Below are 14,945 nucleotides of genomic sequence, written 5' to 3' on the forward strand. Positions count from 1 at the left end.
TTATATGGGTCATCAGCAGTTGATGCTTCGTTTGTCCGCTTATTGGCTCAAAAGCAACAACTGATAGGTAGCCTTGTAGGCATCATAATTAAAATTATAGCTCGCTTCAAAGTGAGGTTTGAGTTTTTCAATTAACTCATCATCCCCCTCATCAGATAGGCTGATATGCTTGGCTTGGGTCTGCATATCTTCGATAGCGATTTCGCCCAGTAATTGATTAAACTTATCGCGCGCCTGCGTTTGCTTGGCGATATCGGCAGCCGTCATGCGGACGGATGCAGCGGCGTCGCTTGATGCAGTATCAGCGCTGCCAGATCGTTGGCTGGCTGCCTGTTCCTGGGCGGTGGCTTTGTCGATTTTTGCACAGATTTTGGCAAGGCGGGTGCGTGATGTTTTATCAAGTTTATCTGTGTCCAAGAGCAGCGAACATGCTTGTTGTTCTTCGCTTTCTTCAACAACATCTACTGCCGCTGCAGCTTCCGCCGCTGCCGCTGCGCTTTCTGCATCGCTGGCTACATCGCTCGGTTTGTCGCTGATAGTTTGATACAACTGGCTAAAAATCTGGGCGTCAGATTTGCCTTGCGCTTTAAGTTTGGCAATCTGTTGCAAGTATTGTTGATTACGATAGGTTTTATCAACAATCCCTGCGATATGTTCGGCAAGCTCATCATCGACATACGCATCAACATCTGTAATCGCTTTTTGCTGACGGCTATCGGTATTCATGACCGCATAATTATCGGCCTGTATTTTTGCAAGTTTGGTTGCAGCGGCGTTTAGCGCCGCCATATCTATTTCATTGAGGCTGGCTTCATCTTTTTGCAACACAAACTGGTAGGTATAAAGGGTGACAAAGGTCTCGACAAACCCTTTGTTTTGTTTGAGTAGGCTATAAGACAAGGCTTCTAAATTTTTATCACTGTCAAAGGTTTTGGATTGTTTTGTCGCCGCCAATAGATTGTTATCTTTTGATGCTTGTTGCCAAGTGATTGCCTTGTTGAAGATATCAGGATTGACGCGGGCTTTGCCATAATCATAAAAGTTAACCACTGTGCGCATTTGGGTCTTAGGCTGATTGGTTGTCGGCATGGTTTTTTCAAATGCTGGCAAATCACTCATTGCTACCACATTGAGTAGTTGATTTTGGCGGTTGAGTCCGTAGCTGATACGGATGTCATCATCCATTGAGATAAAACTGCTATTTGCCTCTTTGCTTATTTCAGCTTGCAGCGCTTTAAAGGCTTGCGGATTGGCGTCGATGATTTTTGCCAGTGCAGCGGCACTGACCAATTTGTCTGATTGGTATTTGTCAAAGGCTGCTAAGGCTTTTACAGTTTGGCCCAATTCGTCACTGGTCGACTCATCAGTGGTTGGCTCGTCAGTGGCTGTTTGAGTCTCTAAACTGTCCATTGCCTCTGTAGCATCGGCACTGGCTGTGTCAGCAGCGCTGTCATCTGATTGTGCCCGCATTTTATCAATGGCTTCATACAGGCGCATGGCAGATTCATACGCTTTTTCCTCAACGCTTGCCAACTCATTGCTGTCAAAGGCTTTTTTCATCAGATACCGTGGGCTAACGGCAAGGCTGCCAAGCTGCTTTAGCTCATCATCTTTGGCAAAATCAGCTGGATTGATGAATGATTTTAGGTAGCGCTTATTAACGTGGAAGAACAGCAAATACTCCGCTAGCATTTGATTGTAGCCAATGCGGTAGCCAATGCGCTGGCTCACACCTTTGGCTTTATCTTCAGTAGTCAAAGCCAATGTCTGATAATCGCTTTCTTTAGCAAGGGTGGCATTTAGCAGTGACATCTGTTCAAATACCTTGAATAAGGCTCTTTTATCTATCTTTTTATCTTTTAGCAGTTTGCTATAGTCATACTCAATGTACCGTCCATCATATTGCGGGTCGGTGGCAAACTCAGAGAGTCCCGACAAGTCAGCATATACTTTGGAGCGCGCAAAATCAGCCGCAAGCGGCACTTTAATAAACGCCCCTGCATTGTTCTGCACATAGCGAAATTCAGGCACGATTGACATTTGCCCTCGGCGAAGATCTACCACACCTGTGGAGGCAAACTCAAAGCGCTTGGTTAAAATATCCATCACTTGCCCCACTTCGCTTTGTTCACGGGTTTGGTGATTGACCCCTTCTGTGACCAAGGCTTGTTGGCGAGCATCAAGGTGCTGTGCTTTGCTCAGCTGCCCGATAAGTTTTAAACGATTAGGGCTTGCAGCTAACGCTTGTGCGCTACTTAAGGGCGGTCGCACCACATTGACTCGATAGTCATAAGCATAGCTTTGGCGACTGAGCAAATTTTGGTTGGCCTGCAACACACGTTGAGACAGCGGCTGACTCGCGCTAGGCTGCGTGGCACAGCCGTGAATCCCCAGCATGACAATAGCAAAAGTGAGAGGTTTGATACTAAAGGCGATGGCTTGTTGCGCATTCATTGATCTTCCTTAACAAATTTTATCATAAATCCTATCTTTATAACTGAATTGATTTTTTTTGTAAACAAAAAGCCAGTGTTACGCTGCAATGTTTACAAAGATAATGGGTAATCTAACGGAGTTTTGCTATCATACGGATTAAATACCGCAAAAACGCTTAAAAACTACTCATTTAAAAACCAATCACTTAAAAACCACTCAGAAGAACCCTTGTATGTCGCAACTTAGTCTACCCGCTAATCTTATTTTACCCGCTAATTTAGAACACTTACTCACCCAATTTTTACAGGCGCAGCTGCCCAAGCCCATACAACTTGACCCCAGCGTGCTTGCCTACCGCTGGCAATCCAATAGCCGCACGGGCAGCGGTGAATTGGTGCCTTTAACCGTAGATTTGCGATTGACGTTGGATGATTTGCTTGGCATTGATGGGCAAAAAAATAAACTGGTGCAAAACACGCGCCAATATTTAGCAGGCTTACCTGCCAACCATGTACTCATGACAGGCACGCGTGGCGCAGGAAAATCCTCGCTCATTCGGGCATTGCTCAATCAATATAAAGCGGATGGGCTTCGTATTATCGAAGTGTCACGAGATGATTTGGTGATGTTAGAGCCGATTCGCCAAGCAGTACGAGACCTTCATACAACTCAGCCCAATCATGGCTGTCATTATGTGGTGTACTGTGATGACTTAGCGTTCAATGGGCAAGATGAGAATTATCGCACGCTCAAAAGTGTGCTCGACGGCGCGCTAGATAGCGAGCAAGACAAACTACTGGTCTATGCGACCAGTAACCGCCGTCATCTATTACCGCAACTGATGAAAGACAATGTGAGCATTTATAATGGGCAAACTGATGAAGTCAATCCGTACGAGACGATTGATGAAACTGTATCGTTGTCTGACCGCTTTGGGCTGTGGCTGTCGTTTCATCCGATGACCCAGCCTGTGTATTTAGATATTTGTGCGCATTATTTGGCGCAAGCAAGTTTGCCCTTTGATGAGGAAGCAAAAGCCGCTGCCTTGCGCTTTGCCAGTGAACGCGGCGGACGCTCTGGGCGCGTGGCTTATCAGTTTAGTCGGTATTTTATTGGCATGAAAAGGTTGGAAAATTAACATGTACACATCTCAAGACCAACTGACCGAACTGGTGCGCAGGCTGGAAGAAAAACAGCATATTTTTGCCGCTGACCCGATCCTTATCACGGAAAAACTGCAAAATGAGCCCGGCGAACCACTGACCAAACTGCGTCGCCGTGCCACACGCATTGATAATGACGGTAAACTTGCGCAGCTACTTACCACCATTGACACCCGCGTCAATGGCGTGATTTGGGGATTGACTGTCTTGTGGTTTATTTTGGGCTTTGTCGCGTTATTTGGTTTGATGCAAGCGCAGGTGGTGAACTTTTTTTATGTGCTAGCCAGTTTATTAGGGTTTAATACCATTATCTTGCTGGTTTGGCTCGGTTGGATGCTGTTTTCACCGCGCAATAAACCCAGTTTTTTTGGTACTTTTTTTACCCCGGCAGCCCTAGTGCGTGGCAAAGATGTTGTCACCCAAACAGCGGTTGAACTGTATCAAGACCAGCTCAATCACGCTGGCACCAAATGGTACGTCAGTCGTATCAGCCACCAGTTTTGGTTAGCCAGTCTATCGGGAATGTTGGTGTCGTTAATTCTATTATTACTGGTCAAAAATTACAATTTTGTGTGGGAATCAACCCTACTACAAGACAGCAACGTGGTGGAAGTGGTCAAGCTGATGGCTTGGCTCCCCCATTGGGTAGGTTTTCCTACGCCAACGGCACAAGATATTATCACCGCGCAAATGAATCCTGAAACCACGCCACAGATGATTTCGTTTCGCTGGGCGATGTTATTAATCGGCAGTCTACTGATGTACGGTATCGTGCCGCGTTTGCTCGCATGGCTATGTTGTCTGGTGATGGTACGCTCAAGTCGTATGAAACTTGATATCAAACAGCCGTACTATCAAAAAATTATCGATTTTTGGCAGCGCAAAGTGATTGACCCCGATGACAGCCCTACGGAGCAAAAACCTATCGCACCCACTGCCCAAATCAGCCTAGCCAACAAACTTGCCGTGTTGCTCGAATACCCGCAAGCCAACCCGCAATGGTATGCCAAAACCGTTGGTATGGCGGCGCAAGACTTTGGTCGTATCGATGATCGTGATGACTTGGAAAAACTGATTGCCTACCTTCAAAGCAACCCTGTTCAAGTGCTCGTCGGTATCTCCAATCTCGCACTTCCCGACCGTGGCACCCTGCGAAAACTCGATAATATCGCAAGCGCGGCAAAAGGTGGCATGATTGTGCAACTGCTCGATGCCAATCAAGGCTACCTGCCGAGTCCGAGCGAAATTGAAACCATCAAAACCCGTCAACTACAATGGGAAACCGCGTTGGCAGAACGCCAAATTGCCCTAGTAAGAGAAAATTAACCATGAATGCCACGACAAGCTATGCCGATGTGATTAATAGCATTGCCCAGACTGCTTCACAGCTTACGCTCACAGCGCAAAGCGCTTTTGTGCAAAATCTCCTGCGTCAATTTGTGCAAAATCTACCAGCCGACTGGCTTGACAATGAACTCGACAGTGAAAAACCGCACTATCAAGCCCTGTTTGACATCATAAACAGGCAAACTTGGCAAACCGATAGCATCGAACAGGCGTTAAATGCGCTCGATGACATCATGTTTGCTATGGGCGATAGCTATCCGCACAGCACCAGTGACGCGATTTTGCTGATGCTTGATATACTGGGGTTTTATCTATCTCTGACAGCCATGGAAGAGAAATCCGAAGTGAGTGATGGTTGGGTGATTTTAACTGCTGAAGGCTATTTGGATTATTACGACCAACTGGCAGAAGATAGTAGCGAAAACATAGATGATGTTGCCCATAGTTTTGATGATTGGCTGGCACATCCACTGACCCAAACTGCCTTCAATCATGTCAACCATGCCTTAGAACTTGCCAAAAGAACTTGCCAAAAATAGCTCGCGCTGAATATATAAAGGTTAACAAAATAATGGATAACAGAGACATAACCACCCAAGAAAAATTGACAATTGATTTAACCAAAGATTATTTGCCAGCGACGGCTACTGACAGTGCGACCCATCCAAGCACTGATATCGCTACGCAGCCAACCAATCATCCGTTAGCCCAAGCTGAACAAAACCCCTATCCAAGCCGCAAAATCAGCATTGGTGAAAATGAAGCGTTAAAATTGGCGATCGTGGGTCATACCAATACCGGTAAAACTTCGTTACTACGCACCCTGTTGCGTGATATGTACTTTGGCGAAGTCAAAAATGCGCCTGCCACTACCCGTCATGTGGAAAAAGCCATGATCAATGACAGCCAAACGGGGCAAGGCTTGGTGGCACTGTATGACACGCCCGGTCTAGAAGATGCGTCAGGGCTACTTGATTGGTTAGAAGACAACACCGCTGCCCGCCGTGACGGTGTGGAGCGGTTACAGCAATTTTTGGCAAGCGCACCTGCGCAAGATGAGTTTAGCCAAGAAGCCAAGGTCATTCGTCAGCTGATTGCCAGTGACATGGCCGTCTATGTGATTGATGCGCGTGAGCCTGTGCTCGGCAAATATAAAGATGAGTTAACTGTGCTGTCATGGTCAGCCATCCCCGTCATGCCTGTATTTAACTTTACTAAGGGTCAAGATAGCAATATCAATGAGTGGCAGCAGATGCTAGCGCGCCGCAACTTGCATGTATCTACGCGGTTTGACTCAGTGGCGTTTGAATTTGATGATGAAATCAAACTGTGGCAAAACTTAGAAACCATGCTGATACAACCGGAAATTATCAAACAGCTGATTGAGCGTCGTAAAGCCGACTGGGATAATTTGTACGATGATGCCAATATTATCATTGCGCATTTTTTATTAAACGTTGCCGCCTTTGTTGAAACCATTCATGAGGAAGATGATCCGCTGCCTACCTTGCAAAAAATGCAAGAAAAAGTACGCCAAGCTGAACGCAGTATGCAAGATGAACTATTAAACCTTTATAAATTTTATGACAATACCGTCACCACCACACCGCTTGAACTGACTGAATATCGCCGCGATCCGTTTGATAAAGACGTACTAGCCAGTTATGGGATTCGTACCACAGGCGGTGCTGCGGCAGGCGCGCTGATTGGTTTAGGTATTGATGTCGCCACCCTTGGCACGTCACTGGGGCTAGGTACGGCGCTTGGTGGTTTGGCAGGTGGCTTACTGTCAAATACCAGCGTGATTGCCGACAAAATCAGCGGTGTCAAACGGCTGCACATAGACCCTGCTACCCTGACCTTACTGGCGACTCGAGCGATGGATTTGCTGACTGCGCTACGCCATCGTGGTCATGCGGCGACTGATAGCATTATGGCGAGCCAATCGCTCGCGCCTTGGTCAGTTGATAGATTGCCAAGTTTGCTCAAAAAAGCGCGTGGTAAGCCCGAATGGTCATCGCTTAACACAGGCAGACAAGCCACTGTGTCTGCCAAGCAGTCGCATGAGCTGCGCGATGAGGCAGCTTGGCAACTATCACGCCAACTAAGACGCTGACTTATCAACCTACAATCATGATAAAAAACTTGGCTAAAAACTATCTAGCCTTGTTAAGGCTATTATTTGTTAAGCCCATTATAAGAATTTATTAAGCCAGTTTTGTTATTTTTACCTTTTCATCTATCTTTTTTAATCTATGTCAATTTTTTGTTTTTGAGGGCAATACCATGTATTCAGCACATCATGAACCGCATTTTAGTAATCGCAACAACTGGCTACGCGCAACCGTGCTTGGCGCCAACGATGGTTTAATTTCCACCGCTAGTCTATTAATGGGGGTTGCGGCAGCGCAAGTGGACAGTCACACCTTGCTGTTGACAGGGGTGGCATCGCTGATTGCTGGCGCAATTAGTATGGCAGCGGGCGAATATGTCTCCGTCTCTTCGCAAGCGGATACCGAAAAAGCCGACTTGGCAAAAGAAGCCTATGAACTTGAGCACAATTCAGACCGCGAGCTAAAAGAACTGACGCATATTTATGTTCAGCGCGGCTTAACGCCTGCTATGGCACATGATGTTGCGGTAGCACTCACCGCTCACAATGCCCTAGAAGCGCATGCGCGCGATGAAATTGGACTTACCGATACCGCATCCGCCAATCCACTACAGGCAGCCGTGGCGTCGGCTTTATCCTTTATCACAGGGGCGCTGCTACCGGTGCTGTGTATTTGGCTATTACCAAAACAATATTTGGTCGGCGGTTTGGGCACAGTAACCTTGATAGGATTGGCAGTTTTGGGGTGGTTATCGGCGTATTTAGGGGGTGCCAAAATTTTCCCTGCCATTGTGCGGGTGGTAATTTGGGGCGTGGTCGCGTTGGTTACTACCAACCTTATCGGTGAAATGTTTGGGGTAAAAACAGGTTAGTCAATCACTTTTTCTCGCATTATTTATCGCCAATTTTTATCATTACCATTTGCAAAACCAATTTTTTCTTATAAGATAAGGAAACTGTAATAATTCAGCAAGTTTATAGAAACTATTATTGGGTGGTAGAGTAGCGTTTCTATAAATTAAACAGTTGGCAAATAGTCAAAAATCCTATGGGGTTTTAGCTTTCTACGGTAGTGGGAGATAAGGTAATGCAAGATTTTGTCAATGCGATTAATGATTGGGTATGGAGTCCCGCATTAATCTATTTATGTTTGTTGGTTGGTTTATATTTTTCGATTCGTAGTCGTTTCTTGCAATTGCGTCATTTTGGTCGCATGATTCGATTGCTGATGGACGGCAAAAGCAGCGATCAGGGTGTGTCTTCATTCCAAGCACTCGCTATGTCACTCGCAGGTCGTGTGGGTACAGGCAATATTGCCGGCGTCGCAACGGCGATTACTTTTGGTGGTCCTGGTGCATTGTTTTGGATGTGGATGGTAGCTTTCTTGGGTGCCAGTACCGCATTCGTTGAGTCAACGCTTGCGCAGATTTATAAAGAGCGTGATGATAAAGGCTTTTTTATCGGTGGTCCAGCCTATTATTTTGAAAAAGCGCTGGGTCAAAAATGGTACGCGGTGTTATTTGCGATATCGGCAATCGCGGCTTGTGGTTTATTGTTACCAGGCGTACAGGCCAATTCGATTGCTGAAGCGATGAACAATTCACTGGGTGTCGCACCTAGCGTTTCAGCCGCGGTAATTGCGGCACTACTTGGCTTTATTATCTTTGGTGGCGTCAAGCGTATTGCCTCCTCGGCTGAGTTGATTGTACCTTTTATGGCACTCGCCTATATCATCGTGGCGATTGTTATCATCATCATGCATATTGGTCAGTTACCTGATGTGCTAGCGTTGATTTTCCGCTCTGCGTTTGGTATGGATTCTACATTTGGCGCTGTGTTGGGTCTTGCCGTTCAATGGGGGGTGAAACGTGGCGTTTACTCCAATGAAGCTGGCCAAGGTACAGGTCCTCACCCATCGGCAGCCGCTGATGTGTCACACCCAGCCAAACAAGGGTTAGTACAGGCGTTTTCAGTATATGTCGATACGCTATTTGTTTGTTCGGCGACAGGTTTCATGCTAATCATTACCGGTATGTATAACGTACAAGACCCAGCCAATAAAGAAGCCTTCTTGTATCAAGGTGTTAAAGGCGTTTCGGCAGGTCCAGGTTATGTGCAAACTGCGATGGAAAACATCATGCCAGGCTTTGGCTCAGTGTTTGTAGCGATTGCTTTATTCTTCTTTGCCTTCACCACCATCATGGCGTACTACTATATTGCAGAAACCAATATCCGTTATCTCACTCGTAGCGTGAAGCTAAATTGGGCCATCCCTTTACTCAAAGTAGTGATTTTATTCGTGGTAATTTATAGCTGCTTAAAAACCGCCGACTTGGCGTGGGCACTAGGCGACTTGGGCGTTGGTTTGATGGCATGGCTAAACATCATTGGTATCTTATTCTTGCAAAAACCTGCGTTTGCCGCACTGCGCGATTATGAAGCACAGATCAAACAAGGCAAAGATCCAATCTATGATGCGCGCGCCAATGGCGTACACAATGCGCCTATTTGGGATGAAATTTCAGCCAAATACCGTAAAGAATTTGGTGAACATCCTGACCGTGATCGCTTTGTACCCTAATTTTAATCTCTAAATGCTTAAATGCTTTCACTTAACAGCCGTTAAAAAAAATAAGCCCCATTGACTGGGGTTTATTTTTGTGATGAATGATTATCTTTTGACTGGGATTTTAATTAGCCCAAAAAATGCAATCAGTAAGGCGATGACCTGTACAGCCAGCAGCGTATAGACTGTATATAGCCATTTGCCTTGTACATATGCCAGACCACACGCCCACGCCCCGATACTACCACCGATGTAGTACGCCATATAATATAAACCTGACGCCAGCGACCGCCCTTCTTTGACATTCACCGCGATATAAGTAATGGTCGCCGATTGGGTAATAAATACCCCAGTTGACATCACCGCAAGCGCCACAATCACCAAAGAGATAGGCGCAGCCAGTGTCATCAGCACACCCATCATCGAAATCAACACGGCCACGCGCACCATACGGGCAGCACCGTATTTGGCAATTAAACTACTTGCAATCGGTGTGACCACCACCCCAATCAAATACACAGCAAAAATATTGGCAAGCCCAGCACTCGATAGATGATAGGGTGCGTCTGCCAAGTGCAAATTGACATAGGTAAAACAGCCTACTAGTGAAAACAACACGCACGCACCAAGAAGTCCTGCTGTCACCACATAACGGTTGCGCAGATGTTTACTTAGCATGTGCAGCGCCGATGAAAAGTTTGGGTTGGCATGAAAATGACGTGAGCGCGGTAATAACCAAGCCACCAAGCCAGCGCCTAACACCGTTAACACGCCCATGAACAAAAAGCCTTTTTCCCAGCCGATAAGCTCTTCTAAATGCCCCAAGATAAAGCGCCCTAAAAATCCCCCAAATACGGTACCTGAGACATAATAGGACATCATTTTTGCCATCTCTTTGCCGGCGTACTCTTCCCCGACATAGGCAATCGTCACCACTGTAATGCCAGGTACCGCCAACCCTTGCATAAATCGCCAAATAACGATGCTAGAGAGTGAGTCAGACAGCCCAATCATCATCGTGGGTATGGCCATAAAGGCAATGGATGCCACAATGATATTTTTACGACCCACGGCATCAGACAACATCCCCATAAACGGTGACATCATGGCAATGGCAATCACCGTCGCCCCAACTGTCATGCCCACTTGCGTTTCGGTCGCTGAGAACGCTTGCATCATAATCGGCAAAATCGCTTGAATCGAATAAACCTGCAAAAATGCAAACGCGCCAATCATGCCAATCATGATTTTGACTATCAATGAGGGTGGCATTGTCGGTGGTTTGGCATTCGGTTGTTGAGAGGGCGGTTGTTGAGAAGGCGGTTGATTTTGCGGTTGGCTATGGGGTGGATTGCGGCTAGTTAAGTTACTGGATGTTAGTGTGTGAGTATCAGTATCAGTGAAATGATTGGAAGAATCCAAATGCCCAGTGGCATGTTGTGCTTGAGAAGTCATAGGTGACCTTTTTACAAAGTATTGCCTGTCATAAAAATGCCTATACTAGCACTAAAGCGCGGTATTTATTGTTAAAAGAAGTTTAACCCTAAGCCGTACTTTGCAAGCCCTTCACGTTAATTAAAGGTATTTAAAGGCCTTCAATGACAAATTTGGCGTCCTAGAGCGTAATATTTTTAACACATGGCTGTTTGTCAAAACATCAGTATTTTTCAAAACATGACTATCCAGCCATGACAAAACTGCAGTAATATTTAGCACATTGTGGAAGTTAACCTTAAAATCAATAGGATTGAATTATGCCGGAGAATTTAAAACAGCCAATGCCCGCTGCCATGCAAGCGTATTTGACACAGCTGCATCAAGTGATTGTTCCGTATCTGTTAGCGCAAGGCGTTCAGCCCAATGCCATCAACGCACGTGAGGCGTTAGCCAATTTGACAACCGCATTTGTCACTGACGCACCCAACATGGCAAAAATCATCGATACGGTGCTGGTGACGCCAAGCAATTTTCGTGGTTATAACGTATCACTTAGGCTATTTGTACCGAGCAACTGCCCCCTGCCAAATGAACAAGCAGCGGCTGACGTGCCGGTAATGGTGTATTTTCATGGTGGTGGTGGCATGACAGGCAGTGTCACTGTGTATGATAAACTCTATAAAAAATTGGCTGAAGCGACAGGCTGTGTGGTGGTAGCGCCCGAATATCGCCTTGCGCCGGAAAACCGCTACCCTGCCGCGATTGATGACGCCCACGCGATTTTAACCTATTTAACAGCGACCCTACAGCAAGTCGGTTATGCCTGTAACGGCAAGCTTATCATAGCGGGTGATAGCGGTGGCGGGGCAATTACTGCCACCTTAGTGCAAGATTGGCTTGCCAACCGTGTAAGCACAGACTTAGCTATCACCCATCAAATTTTGATTTATGCCAGTCTAGATTACACCATGTCACAACCCTCGATTGAGGAAAATGGCACGGGTTATTTACTAGAATCTAGCAAAATCCGCTGGTATTTTGACAATTATTTTTCAGCGTATGATGACCGTGAGCTGAGCTCACCGTTTTGGACCGATATGGCCACCCTACTACATCATTCGCCGTATCAAGCCCCAAAGACACTGCACCTAACGGCTGGTTATTGTCCGCTGCGTGATGAAGATATCGGCTATCATGACGTACTAAAAGACGCAGGCGCGCCATCCCAACTCGTCCATTTTGCGGATATGCCGCACGCATTTTTGAATATGGAAAATCTGTGCCCTGAGCAATGCCAACAACTGTATCAATCCGTTGGCGAATTCTGCCAATAACCAAACGCCCCAAACACCTACACAGCCGGATAAAATTTGCCCAGTCTGATGACAAGCCAAAATAATCTAGCCAATAAAAAAGCACCCAATTAGGTGCTTTTTTTTACTGCTTATAACTTATAGCGGTTTGCCTGTGCTATTGCGGCGGCTACGTTTTGGCGCATCCCAACCATCTTGTTTACCAGCCGGTTTAGCGGATGGCTTGCTTGATGAAGCATAACGGTCAGACGATGACTTAAATCCTTCCGATCTTGATGATTTACCGGCAAATGGTTTGTCTGATTTTCTGAAACCCTCAGATTTAAACCCATTTGAGCGTGAATCACCAGCACGTTGACCATCTTTTGCCGGATATGGTCTGTCGCTACGTTTTTTAAGCGGTTGACCAAAGGTTTCTTCTACGATTGGACGTGGCTTGCGAGCGCGGTCATCGCCACGAAACTCGCTAGAGCGTTCGGTTTTTTTGGCAAAAGGTTTGTCACCAAAACGGTCATTTTTTTCAAAGCGGTTAGGACGCTCGCCATGACGCTCACTGCTGTTACGGTCAGTGTTGTAACGTGGTTTATCACCTTGATAGCCTTTAAAGCCATCTTTGTTAAAGCTACGGTTATCATCGCGGCGACGATCTGCATACTCACCTTGGCGAGGCTCACGATTGCCTTGGCGTGAATCACGGTCAAAATTTGGTTTATCCGATGATTTAGCGGCGCGGTGAAAATCGCCCTGACTGTTGCCATGACGGTTATCTGAATCGCGGTGACGAGGCGGCGCACTCGCATCATCACGCCCAAAACGACTATCGCTGTTGCCTTGGTGACCTTTGTCAAAACGCTCGCGTTTTTCAAAACGTGCCGAACTATCGTTGCTCGCTGATTTGCCATAGCGTTCTTGGTTGTCAAAACGTGGCTTGTCCGCAAAACGACGCTCGCTCGAAGGTCTATCGCTTGAACCAGCAAAACGTTGTGAGCGACCGCCACGGCTATCACTGCCGCTGCGACCACGACCGCGACCATCACGACCATTAGGCTTACCACGACCTTCAAATTTTTCCACAAAACGCGGTTCTAAACCTTCAACTTGCGCTTCATTGATATCACGTTTTAGGTAACGGGCAATATTGCCAAATTGACGACGGTCATCGCGGCTACATAGGTTGATAGCAATACCAGTACGACCAGCACGACCTGAGCGACCGATACGATGCACATAGTCTTCCACTTGGCGCGGTAAATCATAGTTAAATACATGGGTAATATTAGGTAAATCAAGACCACGTGCTGCCACGTCTGTTGCTACCACGATGTCAAATTTGCCACTGCGTAAATCTGAAACGATACGATTACGCTTGCTTTGTGGCAAGTCACCATGCAGATAACAGGCTTTGTGTTCCCATTGTTGTAGGCGCTCAGCGACTTCTTCACTGCTGCGTTTGGTCGCGGTAAAGATAATCGCTTGACCACGCTCTGGGTCACAGATCAGCTGCTCTAATAATTTATTTTTGTGGTCAAAGTTGTCACAGAAGTACACTTTTTCATCGATGTGTGCGGTTTCAACTTTGATGTTGATACGCTCTGGGTCTTTGGTAAAGCTTTCAGCGATTTTACCGACTGGACCATCCCATGTCGCAGATGACATGATGGTTTGGCGATGCGGGGGTGTGGCTTCCAAAATCGCATTGATATCATCGGCAAAACCCATGTCTAGCATACGGTCTGCTTCATCAAGTACCAACATAGTCAAATCAGATAGGTTCACACGCTGCGCATTGATATGATCTAGCAAACGACCCGGCGTCGCCACGATGATTTGTACGCCTTTTTTCAGCGCACGGATTTGACCACTGTATGCCGCACCACCCACAAGTGGCACACTGTATAAATCTTTCATGGCTGAGCCATATTTGCGGATGCTGTCTTGTACTTGGTTAGCCAGCTCACGCGTCGGTGTCAAAATCAACGCTTGTACGACTTTTGGCTGTTGGCGACCACGTTTGCCACTTGCGGTTTTTTCTGCCGCTTTTTCTTTGGCTTGTAGTTCGCTTAGTTGATGCAAAATTGGTAATACAAACGCAGCAGTTTTACCACTACCTGTTTGTGCGGATAATAGCAAATCACGACCCGCTAATGCCGCAGGAATCGCGCGCGCTTGGATAGGTGTTGGTGTGGTATAACCCGTTGCGACAATACTTTTTAATAATGAGCCTGAAAGACCCAATGCGGCAAACCCATTTTCGCTAGGGTTAGCATCATCAGACGTTGGCGCATCCGTTGCTACAATATCAGTCGCTACAACATCCGTTGTCGCAGTTGCTTCTGTATCATTAACTGGGGTATTGTCAGTAGGCTGATTGCTGTTGGCTTGGCTATTGCTATGGGTATGGCTAAAAAAATTATCGATTGAGTTATCAGCAAAATCTGTGGGTAAATTAAAATCAGTCATGTAAGTCCTTAAAAAATAAGTTAATCAAAGTGTCGGTGGTAACCTTGATTGAAAACACGCAACAAGCAAAAGCCCTCAAGCTGAATGCACTTTCAAAATGGATAAGCAAA

The 14,945-nt window shown here is 46.3% G+C and carries 9 protein-coding genes and 1 pseudogene; 7 read left to right on the forward strand and 3 right to left on the reverse strand.

The annotated features are described in order from the left end of the window. Window positions 1-39: 39 nt before the first annotated feature. Window positions 40-2,454 carry a hypothetical protein gene (locus RTS10_RS02945; protein WP_312539162.1) on the reverse strand — a complete coding sequence of 805 codons (2,415 nt, stop codon included), beginning with the start codon at window positions 2,452-2,454 and terminating at the stop codon, window positions 40-42. A 214-nt stretch (window positions 2,455-2,668) separates the two neighbouring features. On the opposite strand from RTS10_RS02945, the gene RTS10_RS02950 reads away from it, so the two are divergent. From RTS10_RS02950 to RTS10_RS02975, 6 genes are all read left to right on the forward strand, one after another. Then, complete coding sequence (locus tag RTS10_RS02950) at window positions 2,669-3,574, forward strand: ATP-binding protein (RefSeq protein ID WP_312539163.1); 906 nt, start codon at window positions 2,669-2,671, stop codon at window positions 3,572-3,574. Between the two features lies 1 nt (window position 3,575). Further along, window positions 3,576-4,925: a DUF2868 domain-containing protein gene (locus RTS10_RS02955; protein ID WP_312539164.1), complete on the forward strand. Its 1,350-nt coding sequence runs from the start codon at window positions 3,576-3,578 to the stop codon at window positions 4,923-4,925. 2 nt (window positions 4,926-4,927) lie between these two features. After that, window positions 4,928-5,485, forward strand: a complete 558-nt coding sequence (locus tag RTS10_RS02960; RefSeq protein WP_312539165.1) for a hypothetical protein — start codon at window positions 4,928-4,930, stop codon at window positions 5,483-5,485. 32 nt (window positions 5,486-5,517) lie between these two features. Beyond that, a complete protein-coding gene (locus RTS10_RS02965; RefSeq protein WP_312539167.1) occupies window positions 5,518-7,062 on the forward strand; it encodes a DUF3482 domain-containing protein in 1,545 nt (514 codons plus the stop codon). A gap of 170 nt (window positions 7,063-7,232) precedes the next feature. Then, a complete protein-coding gene (locus RTS10_RS02970; RefSeq protein ID WP_312522754.1) occupies window positions 7,233-7,931 on the forward strand; it encodes a VIT1/CCC1 transporter family protein in 699 nt (232 codons plus the stop codon). Between the two features lie 215 nt (window positions 7,932-8,146). Further along, the gene (locus RTS10_RS02975; RefSeq protein ID WP_312539168.1) at window positions 8,147-9,640 is read left to right on the forward strand and encodes an alanine/glycine:cation symporter family protein; all 1,494 of its coding nucleotides are present in this window, start codon (window positions 8,147-8,149) and stop codon (window positions 9,638-9,640) included. Window positions 9,641-9,730: 90 nt separating this feature from the next. Here the strand turns inward: RTS10_RS02975 and RTS10_RS02980 are convergent, their stop codons facing one another. After that, complete coding sequence (locus RTS10_RS02980) at window positions 9,731-10,897, reverse strand: MFS transporter (protein WP_312539357.1); 1,167 nt, start codon at window positions 10,895-10,897, stop codon at window positions 9,731-9,733. Between the two features lie 482 nt (window positions 10,898-11,379). Here RTS10_RS02980 and RTS10_RS02985 point away from each other — a divergent pair, with 482 nt between their 5' ends. Beyond that, entirely contained in the window at window positions 11,380-12,396 is a 1,017-nt protein-coding gene (locus RTS10_RS02985) for an alpha/beta hydrolase (protein ID WP_312539169.1), read from the forward strand. A gap of 807 nt (window positions 12,397-13,203) precedes the next feature. Here the strand turns inward: RTS10_RS02985 and RTS10_RS02990 are convergent. Further along, window positions 13,204-14,673, reverse strand: a pseudogene (locus RTS10_RS02990) (DEAD/DEAH box helicase); the annotation flags it as partial. Window positions 14,674-14,945 lie beyond the last annotated feature (272 nt).

Source organism: Moraxella sp. CTOTU47616 (genome assembly GCF_032017465.1).
Lineage (GTDB): Bacteria > Pseudomonadota > Gammaproteobacteria > Pseudomonadales > Moraxellaceae > Faucicola > Faucicola tetraodonis.